Source organism: Reichenbachiella ulvae, from assembly GCF_025833875.1.
Lineage (GTDB): Bacteria > Bacteroidota > Bacteroidia > Cytophagales > Cyclobacteriaceae > Reichenbachiella > Reichenbachiella ulvae.
In genome coordinates this window covers 1378177-1397698 of the sequence record NZ_JAOYOD010000001.1, presented here as the reverse complement: position 1 = coordinate 1397698, position 19522 = coordinate 1378177, and the positions used below count along the sequence as shown (strand labels likewise).

General features: G+C 40.3%; 20 protein-coding genes. 12 read left to right on the top strand and 8 right to left on the bottom strand.

The genetic code is table 11. From position 1 onward, the window contains the following. The first annotated feature begins 185 nt into the window (after positions 1 to 185). From N7U62_RS05575 to N7U62_RS05565, 3 genes are all read left to right on the top strand, one after another. A complete protein-coding gene (locus N7U62_RS05575; protein WP_264136907.1) occupies positions 186 to 653 on the top strand; it encodes a hypothetical protein in 468 nt (155 codons plus the stop codon). Between the two features lie 144 nt (positions 654 to 797). Continuing rightward, positions 798 to 1700 (top strand): histone deacetylase family protein, encoded by a 903-nt coding sequence (locus tag N7U62_RS05570; RefSeq protein ID WP_264136906.1) that lies wholly within the window; start codon positions 798 to 800, stop codon positions 1698 to 1700. Positions 1701 to 1738: 38 nt separating this feature from the next. Continuing rightward, positions 1739 to 2749: a hypothetical protein gene (locus N7U62_RS05565; protein WP_264136905.1), complete on the top strand. Its 1011-nt coding sequence runs from the start codon at positions 1739 to 1741 to the stop codon at positions 2747 to 2749. A 70-nt stretch (positions 2750 to 2819) separates the two neighbouring features. On the opposite strand, the gene N7U62_RS05560 is transcribed toward N7U62_RS05565, so the two are convergent. Together N7U62_RS05560 and N7U62_RS05555 are read right to left on the bottom strand one after the other, a co-directional pair. Then, positions 2820 to 3809: a zinc metalloprotease gene (locus N7U62_RS05560; RefSeq protein WP_264136904.1), complete on the bottom strand. Its 990-nt coding sequence runs from the start codon at positions 3807 to 3809 to the stop codon at positions 2820 to 2822. Positions 3810 to 3941: 132 nt separating this feature from the next. Then, positions 3942 to 4826 (bottom strand): carboxylesterase family protein, encoded by an 885-nt coding sequence (locus N7U62_RS05555; protein WP_264136903.1) that lies wholly within the window; start codon positions 4824 to 4826, stop codon positions 3942 to 3944. Between the two features lie 143 nt (positions 4827 to 4969). Between N7U62_RS05555 and N7U62_RS05550 the strand changes: the two genes are divergently transcribed. Together N7U62_RS05550 and N7U62_RS05545 are read left to right on the top strand one after the other, a co-directional pair. Then, positions 4970 to 5620 (top strand): class I SAM-dependent methyltransferase, encoded by a 651-nt coding sequence (locus tag N7U62_RS05550; RefSeq protein WP_264136902.1) that lies wholly within the window; start codon positions 4970 to 4972, stop codon positions 5618 to 5620. A gap of 14 nt (positions 5621 to 5634) precedes the next feature. Further along, the gene (locus tag N7U62_RS05545; protein WP_264136901.1) at positions 5635 to 6627 is read left to right on the top strand and encodes an aldo/keto reductase; all 993 of its coding nucleotides are present in this window, start codon (positions 5635 to 5637) and stop codon (positions 6625 to 6627) included. 54 nt (positions 6628 to 6681) lie between these two features. On the opposite strand, the gene N7U62_RS05540 is transcribed toward N7U62_RS05545, so the two are convergent. Then, positions 6682 to 7227, bottom strand: a complete 546-nt coding sequence (locus tag N7U62_RS05540) for a heme-binding domain-containing protein (protein WP_264136900.1) — start codon at positions 7225 to 7227, stop codon at positions 6682 to 6684. Positions 7228 to 7244: 17 nt separating this feature from the next. Between N7U62_RS05540 and N7U62_RS05535 the strand changes: the two genes are divergently transcribed. From N7U62_RS05535 to N7U62_RS05505, 7 genes are all read left to right on the top strand, one after another. Next, positions 7245 to 8066, top strand: coding sequence for a DUF4197 domain-containing protein (locus N7U62_RS05535; RefSeq protein WP_264136899.1), 822 nt, complete (start codon positions 7245 to 7247; stop codon positions 8064 to 8066). Between the two features lie 55 nt (positions 8067 to 8121). Beyond that, positions 8122 to 8583: a hypothetical protein gene (locus N7U62_RS05530; RefSeq protein ID WP_264136898.1), complete on the top strand. Its 462-nt coding sequence runs from the start codon at positions 8122 to 8124 to the stop codon at positions 8581 to 8583. Positions 8584 to 8855: 272 nt separating this feature from the next. Beyond that, positions 8856 to 10724, top strand: coding sequence for a DNA topoisomerase IV subunit B (locus N7U62_RS05525; protein WP_264136897.1), 1869 nt, complete (start codon positions 8856 to 8858; stop codon positions 10722 to 10724). Between the two features lie 3 nt (positions 10725 to 10727). Next, entirely contained in the window at positions 10728 to 13418 is a 2691-nt protein-coding gene (locus N7U62_RS05520; protein WP_264136896.1) for a DNA gyrase/topoisomerase IV subunit A, read from the top strand. Then, positions 13411 to 14100: a TrmH family RNA methyltransferase gene (locus N7U62_RS05515; RefSeq protein ID WP_264136895.1), complete on the top strand. Its 690-nt coding sequence runs from the start codon at positions 13411 to 13413 to the stop codon at positions 14098 to 14100. Before N7U62_RS05520 ends, N7U62_RS05515 begins: the two co-directional genes overlap by 8 nt. Further along, positions 14101 to 14712, top strand: a complete 612-nt coding sequence (locus N7U62_RS05510; RefSeq protein WP_264136894.1) for a SanA/YdcF family protein — start codon at positions 14101 to 14103, stop codon at positions 14710 to 14712. 108 nt (positions 14713 to 14820) lie between these two features. Beyond that, positions 14821 to 16074, top strand: a complete 1254-nt coding sequence (locus N7U62_RS05505; RefSeq protein ID WP_264136893.1) for a hypothetical protein — start codon at positions 14821 to 14823, stop codon at positions 16072 to 16074. A 1-nt stretch (position 16075) separates the two neighbouring features. Here the strand turns inward: N7U62_RS05505 and N7U62_RS05500 are convergent, their stop codons facing one another. The 5 genes from N7U62_RS05500 to N7U62_RS05480 all read right to left on the bottom strand — a co-directional run bounded on the left by N7U62_RS05500 (position 16076) and on the right by N7U62_RS05480 (position 19476). Continuing rightward, entirely contained in the window at positions 16076 to 16432 is a 357-nt protein-coding gene (locus N7U62_RS05500; RefSeq protein WP_264136892.1) for a DoxX-related protein, read from the bottom strand. Between the two features lie 66 nt (positions 16433 to 16498). Then, complete coding sequence (locus N7U62_RS05495) at positions 16499 to 18076, bottom strand: NFACT RNA binding domain-containing protein (protein WP_264136891.1); 1578 nt, start codon at positions 18074 to 18076, stop codon at positions 16499 to 16501. After that, a complete protein-coding gene (locus N7U62_RS05490; protein WP_264136890.1) occupies positions 18076 to 18837 on the bottom strand; it encodes an MBL fold metallo-hydrolase in 762 nt (253 codons plus the stop codon). The genes N7U62_RS05495 and N7U62_RS05490 overlap by 1 nt, the downstream gene beginning before the upstream one ends. Further along, positions 18834 to 19106, bottom strand: coding sequence for a hypothetical protein (locus tag N7U62_RS05485; RefSeq protein ID WP_264136889.1), 273 nt, complete (start codon positions 19104 to 19106; stop codon positions 18834 to 18836). The genes N7U62_RS05490 and N7U62_RS05485 overlap by 4 nt, the downstream gene beginning before the upstream one ends. Next, positions 19099 to 19476 carry a response regulator gene (locus N7U62_RS05480; protein WP_264136888.1) on the bottom strand — a complete coding sequence of 126 codons (378 nt, stop codon included), beginning with the start codon at positions 19474 to 19476 and terminating at the stop codon, positions 19099 to 19101. Before N7U62_RS05480 ends, N7U62_RS05485 begins: the two co-directional genes overlap by 8 nt. Positions 19477 to 19522: the final 46 nt, after the last annotated feature.

Below are 19522 nucleotides of genomic sequence, written 5' to 3'. Positions count from 1 at the left end.
GAATTACCGAAATAAAGAATGCTAAGTGACTGAATAAGAGGTTGGAATGTTGTGTTCAACAATTTGACCACTTGCTTTTTGGTGTTGAAGCCATTAATCTTGTTTGCCTTTCTAACTTAAATCCTTGAAGAAACTATTTCTTCAGCACTCTTTTAAAATTCAATCAGCAAAAGAATTTCAATCAAATGAAAAAGATTTTAGCACTTAGTGTTTTTACATTTATAATAGGCCTAGCCAATGCCCAGGTAGCTTTTCGTACAGGTAACGCCCAACTGGATACTGATCTCAACAATATCAATGCAAATGCTAGTTTACATTTTGGAGCCTTTCGTACAGATCTAAGCATTGGATATGATGTTTCGGAGAAAAAAATCGATTACATGCATTCCAGATTAGAGATGAAGCCTGGTGAGATCTACGTTGCCTTGGAAATCTCAAAAATATCCAGAAGACCCGTAGACGAGGTGATTCGATATTATGAATCTGATAAAGATCGAGGTTGGGGATATATCGCTAAACAATGTGGAATCAAACCGGGTTCAGCGGAGTTTCATCAATTGAAGAATGGTGCTCAAAGCCAAAAAGGGAAGTCGAACAAAGGACACAAGGCCAAGGGAAATAACGGTAACAAAGGAAAAGGAAAGAAGAAATAGTAATACAACTAGTTTGTTAAAGCCCGTGCAGATATGTTCGGGCTTTTTCTTTTTAGTTAGGTTAGTATCTATTTTAGACAAAGCGGCTTTTGGACTTTTGCGATTATCATTTCTTGCTTTGATTTGCTGTCGATCTAGCAAAGAATGAAAGTAGCCTTTAGCCCCATTTACAAATACGACCTGTTGCCAGAAGGCCATCGATTCCCGATGGAAAAATATGAATTACTGCCTCAGCAATTGTTGTACGAAGGCGTAATCACTCAGCGAGATTTTTTTCATCCCAAGGCATTGACTGAAGAACAAATTCTACGGACGCACACGGCCGAATATTGGGAAAAGTTGAAAACGGGGAGTCTGTCTCGCAAGGAGATTCGAAATACAGGTTTTCCTTTTCATGAATCTTTGGTCAAAAGGGGGAGGCATATTGCACATGGGACACTGGAATGCGCCTATCATGCCATGAAGGATGGTGTTTCTCTAAATATCGCGGGTGGTACACACCATGCTTATGCAGATCGAGGAGAGGGCTTTTGTATCTTCAATGACATAGTGGTTGCTGCGAATGAATTGCTTTATGAGCAAGTGGCAGAAAGAATTATGGTGGTAGACTTAGATGTTCATCAGGGCAACGGAACGGCCAAGATATTCGAAGAGGAGAGTCGGGTATTCACTTTTAGTATGCACTGCGAACACAACTATCCTCTGCAAAAGGAGAAGTCAGATTTGGACATAGGATTGAAAGATAAAACGACTGATGAAGAATATCTATCCATCTTGTATAAAACACTTCCAAAACTGATTAAGGAATTCGACCCACAGATGATATTCTTCCAAAGTGGGGTAGACGTAGTGGCCACAGACAAACTTGGGAGATTGGCTATGACCAGGGAGGGGTGCTATCAACGGGATTTATTCGTTTTTGAGCAATGTAAGTTGCATCACATACCTGTGGCGGTAAGTATGGGAGGAGGCTACAGTCATAAGATCAATGACATAGTTGCCGCGCATACGAATACCTACAAAGCAGCCAAGGAGATTTACTTTTAGTATTATCTTTGCAGCACCCAAACAGCAACATTCAGCCTATGATACACTTATCTGTACTATCCAGATCTTACTACTTTCTGATCTATCTGGTTCTATTATCAATTTTATCCTTTTCCGTTTTTCTGGGACTATCTGATTGGCTTTTTTCAGAACCAAATTTAGCCTGGGGCATCATAGCGGACCTTACGCTAACAGCTCCTTTGGTTTATCTAATCATGATTTGGAAAACCAAAATTCCAAAGTTGTCCGTTGTGCCAGTTTTAGGTTTGGGTATTTTGATAGGTACTTATATCATACCCGCATCTCACCAACTGCCTCTTACCATATTCAAGAGTTACGTACTTCCATTGGTAGAATTGTCTGTTTTGTTTTTAGTTGGCAGGAAAGTGATTCATGCAACCTCAGCCATTAGAAAAGCAAAAAGATCCGCAGACGTCTATGGTGTCATTAAAGAGCAATGTGCTTTGATGATTGAAAACATCAAGGTTAGTAGAATATTTGCCACTGAGATGGCCATGATTTATTACGGTCTATTTGCCTGGAGGAAAGCAAAACCAGGGGTCAATGAATTTACCAGTTACAAGGAGTCAGGGGTTGTGGCGCTATTAATTGCCGTGGTGTTGGTCGTACTTATAGAAACTGTCGGGCTTCATTTTTTACTGATTCGATGGAATGAATCAGTCGCCTGGATAATTTTTGGTGTCAGTTTGTATACCGCAATTCAGGTGCTGGCACATCAAAAAGCACTGAAACGTCGATTCATTCAAGTTTCAGAATCACAACTTGAGCTGAAAAATGGCCTTTTTGGAGATCTAGTGGTGAATTGGGATGAAGTGGAAAGTATTGAGGCCTTTACAAGAGATATAGAAGAGGAGGGAGTCGAGCAACTGGCCTTCCTCAAAGGATTAGAAAGTTATAACCTGCTGATTCGTTTCAAGAATGAAGTGACAATAGAAAAGCTTTATGGAATGAAAAAGAAATGTAATTCCCTGTTAGTTCAGGTGGATGATAGGGAACGATTTTTAAATCTGGTTTCTGAAAGAGTTTAAAAAAGAGGCTGTCTCAAATTTCTGTTTATTGAATCTTTTGAGACAGCCTCTTTTCATTTATATGATTCTATCAGTTCCAGGGCCAGCTGCCCCATGCCTCGCAAAAGTTTCCTTTGTCATTAGGGCCTAGGAAATTTCTAGCTTCTCCAATATAAAGCGCATTCATGGTGTTGACGGGTTGATAAACCAGTTCGAAAGTACCTGCATCGGTATCTTCAAACAATTGTAAAATCCCGAAGTGCCCCAAATTAAGTGTGTGACCAAACTCATGAAGAATAACTGACTCTAAGTCGATGACACCAGGGCCAGCTCCATCTGCCCAAGTAAAGCCATCGTTGAACCACACTTCGGTGAAGGCTTTATCCTCTTTGCCTCTGGTACTTTTAACTGGATCGCCGTTTTCATCCACAAATACGAAAGAAAAGGCAACACCCAATACATTTTCTGAACCTAATACTGCTTCAAAAATCTGTGCAGGCAAAAAGCCAACCACAGAAACATCCGCGATAGGTAGTCCAGCATTCGGCAAACCAAAGTCGAGAATCAAACTGGGGTTGCCCATTGAGAAGTCGTACGTCATCTCATCGATGCTTACAGTATTGCAGTACCCATCATTTTCCCATTTGGCATACATATCCCGATAGATAGGTTCAGTCGCGAAGGTTCCATTAGCCACAGCAAAAGGAGTGAATGAAACCCAATCTATGTCATTGAGGTCTCCGTCTCCATTCCAGTTTCTGTTTGGATCTCCAGGAACCCATCTGGATGGTAACGTACTCTCAAATTGTTTGTCTAAGGTTTCAACATTGGTGGCTGGATCAGCCGTTTTGAATTGATGTACTTCCTTGACCTGAATGTTGGAATTGGCAAACAAAGTGCTATTCAAGGCATCTTTGATCGAAATGTCCTTTGATCGGGAGGAAGCTAAAAATTGGGTAAGTTGGTCTGGTACTGAAATGGTAGGTTTCTGATCCAAGTCCATGCCTTTTTCAGAAACATTCAGTTCTTGACAGGACACAGCTATTGCTCCTGCACAGAGTGCTACTAGTAGCTTTTTCATAGGTGAATTAAATTTAGGTTAATAAAAATTGGTAATAGTTTACCTGCTAAACACCTAATATAGAATGAATTGAATGGAGTGACAAGAAAATGTCTCGTTACTTATAAACAACGTTATGATGTAGCTTCTTCCTTATTGACGTTGAGCAAATATCCATGGAATCAATGTTTCGTCCTGCCAGGCTTTTTGAAAGGTGTCTCCATGTCCTGTGCTGTCATATTCTGTGTACTTCACTTTGGCCCCCGCATCAGTTAGTATTTGATACATGTTTCGTGAGCCCTGGACGGGGTTCCATTTGTCGATATTGCCATGAAAGATCCAAATGGGGATATGTTTGATTCGCGATACTTGCAGTGGATCAGAATACCCAGCCATAGGTACAGCTGCAGCAAAAAGCTCAGGTCTTCTGGCTATGAACTCCCAGGTGCCAAAACCTCCCATGGAGAGTCCAGTTAGATAGACTCTTTTGCTATCAATGTCATATTCAGCCATGATATGATCTATCAGTTCGAGGGCTGCAGTTCCTGAATCGGAAGCTTTGGAATTCATGGTGTAGGATCCATCTTTACCCAAACCTTCGAATGGGGTTTCAGGCGTGTTGCCTACCCATTTGGCCCATTCTTCATTTTCCGTTTTGTCAGAGCACTGTGGTACCAGTACAATACAACGATAATCATGTTGCATGTTAGGTGATACAATGGACCTGGCGCCATTGAACAGAGGAATGTTATCGTAAAGGTTGGTTGGGTTTTCTGTTCCCCTTTCGCCTCTTCCATGAAGATGAATCAGCAGAGGAAGACTTTCATTGTTGTTGTAGCCCTCAGGAACAAAAAGTCTGTAAGGCATTTGCATGCCATTGCTTGCCAAGAAGGTTTTTGGGATCATTACTTTGTCCAGATTTTCATCCACCCATTTTTGGTTTTCTTCAATTGTAAGATGTGAATAGTTTTCTGCCTTATCAAATTGGCAACTTGCAAGCAACCAGAGTGAAGCTGAAATGAGAAATAGGTTTTTCATAATCAGAGAAATAATAGGGATGCAATTTATCAATCCGGCGAATATTTCAAGACAGATCAAACATTTGCCTATGTCAATTGATTCAGAATCCTTTGCTTGCGCTAGACTTCCTAAATAGTAAGTACTAATTTTAAATCTAAACTATGGAACCAACAGCCAAAGACATAGCTGCACAACTAAGGAAACCTACAGGGCAACTGGGCCGTCAGGTTGCCGAAAAAATGAATGAATCTAATCGACCCATGACCTCTTTTACATATGATCATTTAGAAGTAAAACCGAGTGATCATGTTTTGGAAATTGGTTTTGGAAATGGTCGGTTGATGCCGCTACTTCTGGATCAGCATGAGGTGAAAATGACTGGGATTGATCTGTCTGCTGAAATGGTCGCATGGGCCAAGGAAAACAATGCTGATTATTTGAATAGGGGAAGCTTGAGATTGATGGAGGGCAGTGTTTCAGCTCTGCCATTTGATGACGAAAGTTTTGATTCGGCTTGTTCTGTCAATACCTTTTACTTTTGGGAGGATGCATTGAAGTGTGCCAAAGAGATATTACGGGTGTTGAGGCCAGGTGGATGTTTATGTTTGGGAGTGACTCCAAAAGAGGAGATGAAGCAATTGCCGCCTACTCAGTTTGGTTTCAATCTATACGAAGATGAGGAAATCATTTCCATTTTGAATCAAGCGGGTTTTCAAACCATTGAAAAACACAAAAGGATGGAAGCACCTGTAGAAATCGGAGGCCAATCATTTCAATTTCACTCCATGGTAATTAAAGGATTTAAGTCATAAAAAAACAAGGTAGGATGGAATACAGAAAACTGGGAGAATCAGATTTAGAATTGTCAGTGATCACTTTTGGGGCATGGGCCGCAGGCGGTTGGATGTGGGGACAGACTGAAAGGTCTGAAGCCATTAAAGCCATCCGTTCGTCCTACGATCATGGTGTGACATCTATCGATACAGCGCCGATCTATGGTCAGGGTACCAGTGAAGAAATAGTAGGGGAGGCGATCAAAGGAATAAGTAGAGACAATGTACAAATTCTTACCAAATTTGGCCTAAGATGGGATTTACCGAAAGGAGAGTTCTATTTTAATAGTAAAGACAATGATGGTCAAGAGATAGACATCTATAAATTTTCCAGCAAAGAAAGTATTATTGAGGAGTGTGAAAATAGTCTAAAGCGTCTGGGTACCGATTACATTGACTTATATCAAATCCATTGGGCAGATCCTACTACTCCAATCTCTGAAACTTTTGAGGCAGTAGAAAGGCTCATTGAGCAAGGGAAGGTTAGGTATGCCGGTGTCTGCAACTACGATCGTGAGCAAATGGCTGAAGCTGAAAAGACGTTGAAACTGGTCTCGAATCAAATTCCCTTTAGCATGGTGAATAAAGGGATAGAGGATCAAACAGTTCCATATTGCATCGAAAATCTAAAGTCCATACTGGCCTATAGCCCATTAGAAAGAGGTTTGTTGACAGGAAAGATCACTACTGATTATCAATTTCAGGAGGGAGATCATAGAGCCAGTCATCCTCGTTTTCAATCAGAATTTGTAGAGAAAACCAACCATTTCTTGAATCAGATCAAACCCATAGCGGAAAAACATGGTGCAAGTTTGGCTCAGTTGGTTTTGAAATGGACCGTCGAACGTCCCGGTATCACGATTGCTCTGGCTGGAGCCAGAAATGCTGACCAGGCGATATCGAATGCCAGGGCTGCAGATATTAAGTTAAGTGACGAAGATATTTATAAAATCAATCATCATTTGGATCAGCTTGTACTTGACTAAAGTAGAATGATTAGGCTGGCTTCAATAGCACAGTGCTAGTCAAGCCAGTCCATGTTATTCTTCTTCTACTCCTGGTATGCTTTTGACCCATCCGACCATCAATTCTACCTCTTCTGGAGACAATGACGCTTCTGAATGCATCAGGGTGTAAGAGGCCAATGGCATTTCGCCTTCTTCTACTTCCTCGTAAAACTCTTCCAGTTTGTGTAGCGCCTTCTTTTCATCGTACTCGGCCCAAATGGAGAAGTTGAGGTGCTCTCTTCCTTCTTCTATATGATCGCCGATCCACCACGATAATGGAGCGACATTAGTGTACCAAGGGTATTTGGTTTTGTACGAATGACAATCGTAGCAAGCCGTTTTGATTAAGATGGCTACTTCAGCTGGTGGATTCATTACGTGCATGAAATCCTTTTCGGCTTCAACAGCAGGCGCTTCTTTGTTAATACCAAATATTTGGATCAAAAGTAGAACTGCCATTACGGATATGATAATTTTTCTTTTGTCGATCATGTCTCTCTTGTTTGATTCGAATTTAGTCAATGCTGCGGAAATAATTACTGCACATATTTGAGCATATTTGTAATTATATTTTTTCACCAGCGTTCATTACTATTATGAGAAAAGGAGTTTTATTAATTGTTGGAGCCTTCTTGTTGATTGCATCTAGCTGCGAGGAAGCAGAAAAGTTTTTTGATTTGCCACTGACTGATGCAGAGATTGCCGAAGGATTAAAAGCGGCTCTCAATGAGGGTACAGATGAATCGACCACCAGTGCATCAGCCGTAGATGGCTATCTCAAAAATGAGCTGATCAAAATATTGCTTCCTGAAGAAGTGAAGAATTTACAATCAGAAATTAATACCGGATCCATCGCAGGAGTTATTTCTTATCAAGATTTACTTGACTTATATGTAGCGACTAATCCTAATATTGATACCGATCCATTTGAGGAATTGATCACAGCCATGAATAGGGGAGCAGAAGCTGCTGCTGCTAAGGCCAAACCTATATTTGTGGATGCGATCGTAAATATGTCCATAACCGATGCTTTAGTTATTTTGCAAGGAGGGGAGACATCTGCTACAGAATACTTCATTCAGAAAACTAGAACACAGTTAATAAATGGCTTTCAACCTGATATTACCAGTGCATTGGGTCAAACTAAGGCAATAGACATCTATGATGGCATTCATGGCTTTATGAATTATGAGTATGAAGTAGATCTCATTGTAACCAAGCAGACTTATGCAGTTAACGATTATCTTCAATATAACTTGCCTGAATCTATAGACGGCTATGCCACCGAAAAAGCGGTTGACGGCTTGTTCACCTTGATTGCTGGGGAAGAAAAGAAAATCAGAGCGAATCCATACAGCTATGCCAGCGACATCATCCAGAAAGTCTTTGGTAGTGATGAGGCGCAAGCGGCATTATAAGTTTTGAGTTGATGTCAGATTGCTTAATTTAGCGGCCTGAAATGAACACCCCATTATGGTTAAAGCGATCAAATTTTGCTATCTGATATCTATCCCTTTGTTTTTGGCTGTATTGCTATATTATTATGCGATGCTACCGGATCAACTTTCGTTGTATTTCGAAGGTGAGTCTTCTGTTTTTAATCTTAGTAAGGGAAACTTTTTCTACTCGGCAATTGGCCTCTTTATTCTTACCAATGGCATTATCATTATCTACCGACAGCTGGCACAATCTCAGGTAGACCAAAGCCTGATCGATTTTGCAGATATGAACAGGCAGGAGAGTTTGTACCACTGGGTACAGGGGTTGTCGCTGATGTTCAATGTAGTTTATATCCTTTCTATTATCTACATCGGGTTGTTTCACAGCAAGGAAAATTTTGATATTACTGATTATAATATCCTTGTCTACCTGGGACCGATATTTATTGTGCTTTGGATTTTTTGGTTTTTCTATCTTCTCGCTACGAAGAAATAGAAAGCAATTGTTTTTCAATTAGTTAAACAGGGTTGTTTCAATAAACTCTCCAAAGAGTTAGGCAGCTTGAGTATTTAAGTGTTGAAAAGTCGCTTCCATTTTTCAAAGCAAATCGGCTATATTCACGCTTTGTTTGGAAGGAGTAAAATCATAGGATTAACTGCTTGGGTTGGTTAATTCCCTGATTTTAGAATGATTAGCTTTTCCTGACAACCAGGAGGGCATTACTCCTGTCTGAATTGATTTTTCAATTAAGGATTAACCGCAAATAGATGGCTGAAAAAGTTGAATATACCGAAGATAGTATTAAATCCCTCGATTGGAAAGAGCACATTCGTCTGAGACCCGGTATGTATATCGGTAAACTCGGCGATGGTTCCGCTTATGATGATGGTATCTATGTCCTGGTAAAAGAGGTAATTGACAACTGTATCGATGAACATATGATGGGCTATGGTAAAACCATCAATGTCAAAGTAGGTGATCATCGAGTAGAAGTTAGAGATTACGGTCGTGGGATACCCTTAGGTAAAGTAGTGGACTGTGTATCTAAGATCAATACAGGAGGTAAATACGATTCGACGGCATTCCAAAAATCAGTAGGTCTGAATGGAGTGGGTACCAAAGCGGTAAATGCATTGTCTACTTATTTCAAAGTGCAATCGTTTAGAGATGGAGAGACCAAGGCTGCCGAATTTGAAGGGGGTAATATCACTAACGATGCGAAAATAGAGAAGACGGATCAACGTAATGGTACCTTGATCATCTTCGAACCAGACGCCTCTGTTTTCAAGAATTATCATTTTATTCCAGAGTATCTCAACAACCTGCTCTGGAACTATGCATTCCTGAATGCAGGACTCACGATCAACTTCAACGGTCAGAAGTACCATAGTGAAAATGGTCTTAAAGATCTCCTGGCAAAGAAAACTAATGAAGAAAGTCAGAGATATCCGATTGTACATCTAAAGGGAGAGGATATTGAAGTGGCCATCACTCACTCCAATCAGTACGGTGAGGAATATTATTCCTTTGTGAATGGTCAGTATACCACCCAGGGCGGTACGCATTTGGCGGCTTTTAGAGAGGCCTTTGTAAAAGTAGTCAGGGATTTTTATGGGAAGAACTTTGAGGCGGCAGACGTTCGTGCGAGTATCGTAGGAGCCATAGCTGTTCGTGTTCAGGAACCCGTTTTCGAATCCCAAACCAAAACGAAACTAGGATCGACCAATGTAGCTCCCGATGGAGCTACCATGAGGACTTTTGTCCTGGATTTCCTTAGAAAGTATTTAGATGATTATCTGCACAAGAATTCTGACACTGCAGATGCACTTCTCAAGCGTATTCTTCAATCCGAAAGAGAAAGAAAAGACATTGCGGGCATCAAAAAGCTGGCCAATGAAAGAGCCAAGAAAGCCAATCTTCACAACAAGAAATTAAGAGACTGTCGCGTTCATTTGGATGATAAAAAAGGGGATGAGGACAAAATGAACAACACCATGCTCTTCATCACCGAGGGAGATTCGGCTAGTGGATCTATCACTAAATCCAGAGATGTTCAGACTCAAGCGGTATTCAGTTTGAGAGGGAAACCCTTCAACTGTTTTGGTCATACCAAGAAGGTAGTTTATGAAAATGAGGAGTTTAACCTGCTCCAGCATGCTTTGAATATCGAAGATGGGATAGAAGGTCTTCGATATAGAAAGATCATCATCGCAACGGATGCCGATGTAGACGGCATGCACATACGACTTCTGTTGATGACCTACTTCCTGCAATTTTTCCCGGAGGTAGTAAAAGGCGGTCATTTGTATATTTTAGAAACGCCACTTTTCAGAGTCAGAAACAAGAAGGAAACTATCTATTGTTATTCGGATGAAGAGCGAAGAAATGCCATTAGTAAACTGGGGAGCAAACCAGAAATCACTCGATTCAAAGGGTTAGGAGAGATTTCGCCTGAGGAGTTTGGTGAGTTCATTGGTGAGGATATTCGTCTGGAGCCAGTGATCATGAACAAAGACACTAAGGTGGAGCAATTGCTGAAGTTCTATATGGGTAAGAATACACCGGATAGACAGAATTTTATTATCGATAGACTCAGAGTAGAAAAAGATTTAGTAGAAGAAGTAGCTGTAGCTTAAGCAATGGAAGAAAACGGTAACGAAGAAGAATTCAAAAACGGTTCTGATGAACCCATACATGATGTGATTCCCGTTTCGGGACTTTATGAAAACTGGTTTTTGGACTATGCTTCTTATGTGATTTTGGAGCGTGCAGTTCCAGATATCAATGATGGTCTGAAACCGGTACAGCGTCGAATCCTTCATGCCATGAAGGAGATGGATGACGGGCGCTTCAACAAAGTCGCCAATATTATCGGGTCTACTATGCAGTATCACCCCCATGGAGATATGTCTATTGGGGATGCTATGGTGGCTTTAGGTCAAAAAGACCTGCTCATCGATATGCAAGGTAACTGGGGAGATGTACGTACAGGAGACCGTGCGGCCGCTTCTCGTTATATAGAGGCTCGACCATCTAAGCTGGCTTTGGATATCCTATACAATCCTCAGACGACCAATTGGCAATTGTCATATGATGGTCGTAAGAAGGAACCTATTACTTTACCTGTGAAGTTCCCATTGCTTCTGGCACAGGGAGTTGAGGGTATTGCAGTAGGATTGTCAACCAAAATATTGCCACACAATTTTTGCGAGTTGATTGATGCTTCTGTCAAATATTTGAGAGGCAAGAGTTTCAAGCTATTCCCGGATTTTCAGACGGGTGGAGTCATTGATGTAGAGGAATACAACAAAGGTGCTCGTGGGGGAAAGGTAAAAGTTAGAGCTTGTATCGAAGAATACGACAAGAAAAACCTGGTTATCAAAGATATCCCTTTTGGTACTACTACTACAAGTGTGATCGAATCGATCATTAAGGCCAATGATAAGGGTAAAATCAAGATCAAGAAGGTAACGGATAACACAGCCAAAGACATTGAGATATTAGTGGAACTGGCCAATGGCGTGTCTCCCGATATCACGATGGACGCGTTATATGCTTTTACAGATTGTCAGGTTTCTATCTCGCCTAATGCCTGTGTGATTGTAGACGAGAAGCCGGTTTTTATGGATGTGCATCAGATACTGACACACAGTACCGATAAGACGGTGAGTTTACTGACTCAGGAACTAGAGATCAAGAAAGGCGAGCTTCAGGAAAAGATATTGTTTTCATCTCTCGAGAAGATCTTCATCGAGAACAGAATCTATAGAGACATTGAGGAATGTGAAACCTGGGAGTCGGTTTTGGAAACCATCGATCAGGGATTGGAACCTTTCAAAGAGCAGTTCTATCGTGAGATTGTTCAGGATGATATCATTCGATTGACTGAGATTAAGATCAAGCGTATTTCTAAATTTGATGCTTTCAAAGCTGATGAAATGATGAAAAAGCTGGAGGAAGATTTGGCGCAAGTCGAACATCATCTGGCGAACATCATAGACTATGCGGTTGCTTATTATGAAAACCTACTGAGCAAGTATGGAAAGGGAAGAGAACGGAAAACAGAGATCTCGTCAATAGAAACCATTACAGCTACAACTGTGGCAGCCAACAATGCCAAGCTTTACGCCAATTTCAAAGAGGGCTTTGTGGGATATGGAATGAAGAAGGATGAGTACATCTGCGATTGTTCTGATTTGGATGATATTATCGTTTTTCATAAGAATGGAACCTTTTCTGTAGTCAAAATTCAGGACAAGGTTTTTGTAGGTAAGGACATAATTCATGCAGCGGTTTTCAATAAGAATGACGAGCGCATGGTATACAACATGTCCTATGTCGATGGTAAGTCTGGTAAAACCTATATCAAGCGATTCAATGTGACTTCTGTTACCAGGGAGCGCATTTATAATCTAACTAAAAGCGATAAAGGATCTAAGGTTCATTACTTCAGTGCCAATCCAAATGGAGAAGCAGAGTTGATTACGGTCTATCTGACCGCTGGATCTACTGCACGTAAAAAAGTGTTTGATTTTGATTTTGCTGATATTGAGATCAAGGGAAGAGGTGCCGGAGGTAATATTCTTACTAAGTATCCGGTCCGTAAAATAGTGTTGAAGTCAGAGGGTAAATCTACTTTGGCTGGCACAGATATCTGGTATGACGAAACCATTGGTAGACTAAACCGAGACGAAAGAGGGGTGCTGCTGGGCAACTTCAATGCAGATGACAAGATTGTTGTATTCTACAAAGATGGAACTTGTGAACTCACCTCTTTCGAGTTGTCTAATCACTACAATCAGAATCAGATTTATAAAATAGAGAAGTTCGATTCTGAGGGGGTAATTACAGCCATACATCAGGATGGAGAGTCGAAGGTGGCCTATATCAAGCGCTTTGCGATTGAAGCGACTAGTACAGATAAGGTTTATCCTTTGATCAATGAGTCTAAAGGTTCAAAGCTGATTTTCCTGACATCCACTGCTTCACCTAAAGTAGAAGTGGGTTACAAAAAGAAAGGGGAGCGCAACAAGTCCGTGAAGGAAATGGAGTTGGCAGATATCATTGACAAGAAGGGCTGGAAGGCGATTGGAAACAAGTTTCCTTTGCAAAACATCCTATCTGTAAAAGAGTTGGAAAGTAATCCTGAACCTGATCCAAATGCTAAGAAAGATGATTCGCTAGATTCTTTAAAAGATAGCATTCGTCAAGAAGTGGAGAAGGAAGAAAGTCAAAATGATGAAAGCTACGATGTGGGATCATCCGTCGAATTCGATACGAAGAAGAAGGATGATGACGATGAGAAAGATCAATTAGGACTCTTTGGATAAAAAAGAATACGACCGCCTTTTATTTGAATATCTCGATCAATATGTAACTGACAATAAGAAACAGGTCTTTGATCAGGTTCTGAACCAGCGCACGCGTAAGCTTACGTTGGTTCTGGAAGATATATTCAAGCCACACAATGCCAGTGCAGTTATGCGTACAGCTGAATGTCTCGGGCTGCAGGATGTGCATGTTGTAGAGCAAAACAATAGCTTCGATTTCAATCCCTATGTCCTAAGAGGATCGGGAAAATGGCTAACGGTGCACCATCACAAAGACAGAAAAAGTCACAATATTGAGAGCTGCTTTAGACAATTGAAGGAGGGAGGTTATCAAATCATAGCCACTTCACCTAAATCTTCGGCGGTTGATTATAGAGAGGTGGATCTCAGTAAGAAGACTGCAGTTATATTTGGTGCGGAAGAAACAGGGATCAGTGAATATGTAACAGAGAACGCTGATCAATTGATCACGATTCCCATGAAGGGGTTCACTGAAAGTTTTAATATTTCGGTATCTGCCGCTATTGTGTTAGAATATTTCAACCACGAACTAAGAAAATCGGACGGGTGGCAGCTTTCTTCAGAAGAAAAGTTTTCTTTGCTTTTGGAATGGTACAGAAAGGTAGTCCCAAAAGTCCATCTCCATATCAAGCATTTCGAAAAGAACCTGAACCTCTCCTAAATGAAGATAATCAAGACCTTGTTAGCCTGTGCTCTACTGACGACTGCCTTCGTTTTGTTTTGCAACTTCTGGATTATTGGTGAGACCAAGGATCGCATTTCCATGGATACCAGAGAATTGGTAGGAGCTGAAATTGGGATAGTTTTTGGTACCAGCAATAAGCTTATCGGTGGTGCTGACAATCCATTCTTTTATAATCGTGTCAATACAGCGGCTCAGCTGATCAAGTCAGGTAAGGTTGAGAAGCTTTTGCTCAGTGGTTCGAGGGATTCCATCTATTACAACGAAGCGGAAATGATGAAAGCCGCATTAATTGATTTAGGAGTTTCTCAAAACAGATTGATCCTTGATGATAACGGGGATCGAACATTGGAATCTTTGGCTCGGATGCGTGATGTCTATGGGGTAGAATCTTGTGTAGTAGTAACCCAGCAATACCATGCTTATCGCTGTTTGTTTTTGGCAGATCACCTTGGGATCTCGGCGGAATGCCTGGCTGCCAAAACGCCAGAGATAGTAGAACATAAGAAAGCAATCTTGAGAGAATTGTTCGCCAGAACCAAAGCGGTCATCGATATTTTGATGATCTATCCTGAAAAATCAAAAAACTAGAATCTTCTTTCTACAAGATGTGGGATAATATGCGACATATAATAATTTCGCATTAAATTGCTGCAATCTATTACGATCAAATTTGACATATAATTGGTGCCTGTATCTATGGAAATAACTTTTGATACTTATGATGAGGACAAAAGTGTTTACTACTTCGCGAAAGAGCCACTCAGTTTTCAAAGTGAGTACCTGAATTTGTATTTACAAAAGGGGATTGAAGAAATGGGAGGTAAGCTGAATATCGTTGATATTCTGGTTACCACTGCACAGGAAATTACCTTTTCAATGTTTTCACGACTTTTCGCCAATAATGAGAGATGGGAAAAAGAACATGTGCGAAAAAAAATTGTCGAGGATTATTTCGCTCATTGTGGATTTGGACGTGTCAATCTACATAGTATTCAGCCTAAAGGGGGATACATAGAGGCAGTTTCAGAGCACTACGCCATGGCTTGGAAAAAGCATTTTGGTCTGCGTGATGAAAAATTATCAGGTGTAAGCTATTTCAGTCTGGGTTTTTTGTGTGGTGCAGTTGAAGCCATTTTTGATGTCAAACCGGGCACCTTTCGTGGCAAGCAAATCCAATGTTTATCCAAAGGACACAGTGTTTGCAAATTTGAGATCTACCGTGGATTCAAAAGAAAAATCAATGGTTCTCCGTCAATTGGTAAACTTCAACATGAAGTAGGCGAAATAGAAGATGTTTTTGTCCCTAACGGCCAGTCGGTAATTGATGCAATTAAAGGATTAAATCTCAATGGTCTTGATAGCAAAAAAGGACTGATCGATCAATTCGATATGACGTTGACCAAGCAGTTTGCGAATTACATGGCCATGGTTGAGATCAAGCTTCTAATGCAAGCCAAAAAGTTAGGTGCAGGCGGTTTGAAAACTGTCAAGACTTTCCTTGAGAAGTTGGGTGAAGAAAATGCCTATTTTACTATTGGTAAGATGATCAATTCCGATTATTGGCATGAGTACATACAGGAGTCAGTTGGAAAAGATTCTAATAGCGAACTGTATGCTTGTCTGGATGTCTTTACGGCATTTGGTTGTGGCAAATGGCAGTTGACCTCTAGTGATTCTGGGAATGCCGAATTCACTATCAAAAACAACCCAGAGACCAATTCATTCCTAAAGTTAGTAGGCAATAGCAAATCTCCGTTGGGATTCTATGCTGGAGGTCTCTTGATGGGGATCATGAATATGCTGGATAGAGGAGCCAAAACAGGAGGTGCAGGTATTGACATGAGTTATGTCAATAAACTGAAGAAGGCTGGGCATCATTATGAATATGCACAAAAAAGCTCCAGAATGACTGGAGCTGAATTGGATGTGTTTTTGGTTAGAAAAACCTAAATTAATTCTTAGCCTGAGAAGATAGCAACCATGCGCCACCTCCTAATGCTACATCTTTCAAAAACGAGCTAGTAGCCATTTGATCGCCGCCCATTGCACCAGGAAGGTGAATAAGAACTGCAAAAAGAATAAGCATTAGCCCTAACAATTGAGCAGCCAGTTTTCCTTTTTTTCCTATGATTATTCCGATACCAGCACCAATTAGCGCTGCGCCTGTGAGGTAAACCCAGAATACTGCTCCGGGTAAAAATGAAGGAACCATGCCTGACATGCTTTTTGCTCCCATAAAATGGAAGATGCCAAATATCATCATGGGTATGACAAAAATGAATTTGCCTATTGTCGGTAATGCTTTCATAATGAACGTTTTGATTTAAGAATTGGTGAATGAATTTTTAGAAGGTAAGGATAATAATAAGAATTGTCAAGTTGATTGATTCGAATTCAACGCTTCCTGACTTGGTTTGACCAAGATAACTTCTTCTCTATCCACTATTACCTGACCCGGTAAACTGCCTTTTGGCTTTCTGACATATTTTTTGGGAGTGAAAATCACAGGACACAAAGTGTCTGTTTTCCTCTTGGAATAATAGGCAGCCAACTCTGCTGCCTTTTCTATTACATCCTTTGGGATCATCTGATTACTAGAATTTCGGATGACGGTATGTGATCCCGATACATCTTTTGCATGGAGCCAAAGATCATCCTTCCTGGCATACTTTTGTGTCAGCAAATCGTTGTTCTTGGCATTCTTGCCAACCCAAACTGTATATCCCGAAATCTCACAGCTGAGAAAGGGCGCTTTGGGGGGCATTTGCTTATCTTGATTGTTTTGAGTTTTTAACCTTTGTTTCAAATCTTTGAATTCCGAAATGGATTTGACATTTTCCAGATCCATTTCCAGACTTTCCAGAAGATCCTTTTTCTTATTTAGGTTTTGTTCTGCCTTGTCTAGTTCTATGCCTTGATTTTTAGACTTCCTATACAATACTTCGGCGTTTTGCTGAAGATTAAGATTAGGTTTTAATTTGATGGTAATAGGTTTGTTTTGATAGAAGTCTAGTAGCTCAATTGATTCTTGTCCCGGCAACACCTTCTCATGCAAATTGGCCATTAGTATATTGGCGATTTCATCAAATCCCCTTCTTGATAGGATTTCATCAATTTTATTTTGCGTGTTTTGGATGTAGCTGTTGGCTTTTTTAATCTCCTTCTCAATTTTCCTTAGTTCACTTTCCTTTTCCTTATTAAACTGATAGTTGGTGAAGAAAGCTTTTGCAAAAGCATTGCTGATAAGGATTGCACTCTCGAATTCAGTCACATATTCGAGGTCCTTTGGAGGTAATAGACTGATTTTTGGTAGAAATGAATTCTCAACCAGATAGAACTTGGGCTTCTTTAATTCTCTAAGCGTATCATCAAGCAACCTCTGTTTTTCCTCCTCAGTATCATTATCCAGAAAACCACTTTCCTCCAGGTAAGAGAGGATTGTCTTGTCAAAGGTTGGATAGATTTTCTTTAGGTTGAAGTTACTCTCAATCAATGCTTCCGAGCTTTGATCGATCTCCCTGTCTAAATGATCTAACTGTAAGTGCTGGTCTTGTTCCATTTCAGTCTTGAACATGGAGTGATAATTTCCCTCTTTGAATAGAATCAAATTGGCTCTGCGACCGTGTAGTTTGAAAAGAAGATCGAAATGATCAAATTGGATGGCAAAGCAGCGCTCATTTTTGAACTGTCTAATAGAATGAACGATCTGGTGGTTCAATTCCGAAAATAGATCAACTGAGTTTCTTTTGGCTCTAGCAAACTCTTCAGGAAAGGAGAGGAGTGACTTCTCTCCATCTAGATTTACTTTGATTAGGAAAAAGCTGCCATCATCTTCGAATCGTAAGACCAACTCATCTTTGTTTTGGCTGAAGCAATTGACCAAACTTTTGCCCACCAGATGTCCGGTTAACTCCTGAGTTAAGAATCGAAGGAAATAGTAATTGAATTGCATTAGAGGTGAATAGTCAGTCCATCGTATGCCAAAGATACATTATCAGGAAGCATCTTTTCTACTTCTGCATGATGCCCCAGATAATGACTGATATGTGTGAAATAGGCCTTCTTTGGTTTTAATTCATCGACCAGGGCTAGCGCCTCTTCAAGAGTAAGGTGTGAAATATGTTCTTTTACCTGAAGGGCATTGAGCACCAATACATCTAATCCTTTCAGCTTCTCTTTTTCGGTTTCAGAGATTGTTTTGGCATCTGTGATATAGGCAAAAGATCCAAACTTGTAACCGAACACAGGTAGTTTGTAATGCATGACCTCCACGGGTTCAATATTTACATTCTGAACAGTAAATGGTTTATTGAATATTTCCTTCACCTCAAAGGTTGGGACCCCGGGATACTTTTGCGCTGCAAATGCGTAAGAAAACTCTTCTTTCAGCCGATCGATGACTTGAGCCGTGGCATAGATGGGCATATCCTTTTTTTGCTTGTAATTAAAGCTTCGGATATCATCCAAACCTGCCACGTGATCTTTGTGCTCGTGTGTGAAAATAACGGCATCCAATTGCTTGACACGATTTGTCAACATTTGCTGACGAAAGTCGGGTCCGGTATCGATCACCAGATTTGTTCCGTTTTGTTCTACCATAATAGAAGAACGGAGTCTTTGGTTTCTGAAATCTACGCTACTGCATACTTCACATTCGCAGGCAATAACTGGAATTCCTTGAGAGGTACCAGTTCCAAGAAAGGTAATTTTCAAAGCGAAAGTTGTTTGTGGGATAATTCGTACAAAAAGGATTTGTTTTTATCACTCAATTGATCTTTGTTTAGCTCTACTTCCTTTAGGATCTCCAAAAGGCAATTGATCTTACCATCCAGAGAGTAGAATTTATTTACAATGATCACCTTAGTGTCTTTTAATATGCAATATCCAGATTGGAAGTTGCCTTTTTCGTATCTCAATACATAATCCGACTCAGAAAATAAATCTTCTAGTTTGTTCAGAAAGTGTTTCGAGTATTTAATCATCCTTTTCTGTATACAGTTTTACTTTGTCGACTAACAAGTCAAAGTTAAGGGGTTTTGGGATGTATTCGTTAATTCCTACTTCATTGAAGTCACTAATAGAGTAATTTTTGGCATTTCCTGTGATTGCCAAAATAGGAATTTTAGATTTGATCGGGTCCGCTAGATTTCTGATTTGTCTGGCGCATTCCATACCGTCCATTTTGGGCATGTTGATGTCCATCAATATCAAATCATAATCTTCAGCATCTAATTTTTCTAACACCTCTTCCCCGTTTTTAACTGAGGTGATTCCAAAATTTTGGATCTGTAGTATTTTCTTGGTTAAGTTTTGAATAACTGAGCTGTCTTCTGCAATTATTATCTTCTTCATTGTTAGTATTCTAGTTTGTCCAAGTTTATAATACAAGTGTATTAGT

Bases quoted from the DNA above. Each gene is read 5' to 3' on its own strand.
- N7U62_RS05575 (WP_264136907.1), top strand. From the start codon at position 186: ATGAAAAAGATTTTAGCACTTAGTGTTTTTACATTTATAATAGGCCTA.
- N7U62_RS05570 (WP_264136906.1), top strand. From the start codon at position 798: ATGAAAGTAGCCTTTAGCCCCATTTACAAATACGACCTGTTGCCAGAA.
- N7U62_RS05565 (WP_264136905.1), top strand. From the start codon at position 1,739: ATGATACACTTATCTGTACTATCCAGATCTTACTACTTTCTGATCTAT.
- N7U62_RS05560 (WP_264136904.1), bottom strand. From the start codon at position 3,809: ATGAAAAAGCTACTAGTAGCACTCTGTGCAGGAGCAATAGCTGTGTCC.
- N7U62_RS05555 (WP_264136903.1), bottom strand. From the start codon at position 4,826: ATGAAAAACCTATTTCTCATTTCAGCTTCACTCTGGTTGCTTGCAAGT.
- N7U62_RS05550 (WP_264136902.1), top strand. From the start codon at position 4,970: ATGGAACCAACAGCCAAAGACATAGCTGCACAACTAAGGAAACCTACA.
- N7U62_RS05545 (WP_264136901.1), top strand. From the start codon at position 5,635: ATGGAATACAGAAAACTGGGAGAATCAGATTTAGAATTGTCAGTGATC.
- N7U62_RS05535 (WP_264136899.1), top strand. From the start codon at position 7,245: ATGAGAAAAGGAGTTTTATTAATTGTTGGAGCCTTCTTGTTGATTGCA.
- N7U62_RS05530 (WP_264136898.1), top strand. From the start codon at position 8,122: ATGGTTAAAGCGATCAAATTTTGCTATCTGATATCTATCCCTTTGTTT.
- N7U62_RS05525 (WP_264136897.1), top strand. From the start codon at position 8,856: ATGGCTGAAAAAGTTGAATATACCGAAGATAGTATTAAATCCCTCGAT.
- N7U62_RS05520 (WP_264136896.1), top strand. From the start codon at position 10,728: ATGGAAGAAAACGGTAACGAAGAAGAATTCAAAAACGGTTCTGATGAA.
- N7U62_RS05510 (WP_264136894.1), top strand. From the start codon at position 14,101: ATGAAGATAATCAAGACCTTGTTAGCCTGTGCTCTACTGACGACTGCC.
- N7U62_RS05505 (WP_264136893.1), top strand. From the start codon at position 14,821: ATGGAAATAACTTTTGATACTTATGATGAGGACAAAAGTGTTTACTAC.
- N7U62_RS05500 (WP_264136892.1), bottom strand. From the start codon at position 16,432: ATGAAAGCATTACCGACAATAGGCAAATTCATTTTTGTCATACCCATG.
- N7U62_RS05495 (WP_264136891.1), bottom strand. From the start codon at position 18,076: ATGCAATTCAATTACTATTTCCTTCGATTCTTAACTCAGGAGTTAACC.
- N7U62_RS05485 (WP_264136889.1), bottom strand. From the start codon at position 19,106: ATGATTAAATACTCGAAACACTTTCTGAACAAACTAGAAGATTTATTT.
- N7U62_RS05480 (WP_264136888.1), bottom strand. From the start codon at position 19,476: ATGAAGAAGATAATAATTGCAGAAGACAGCTCAGTTATTCAAAACTTA.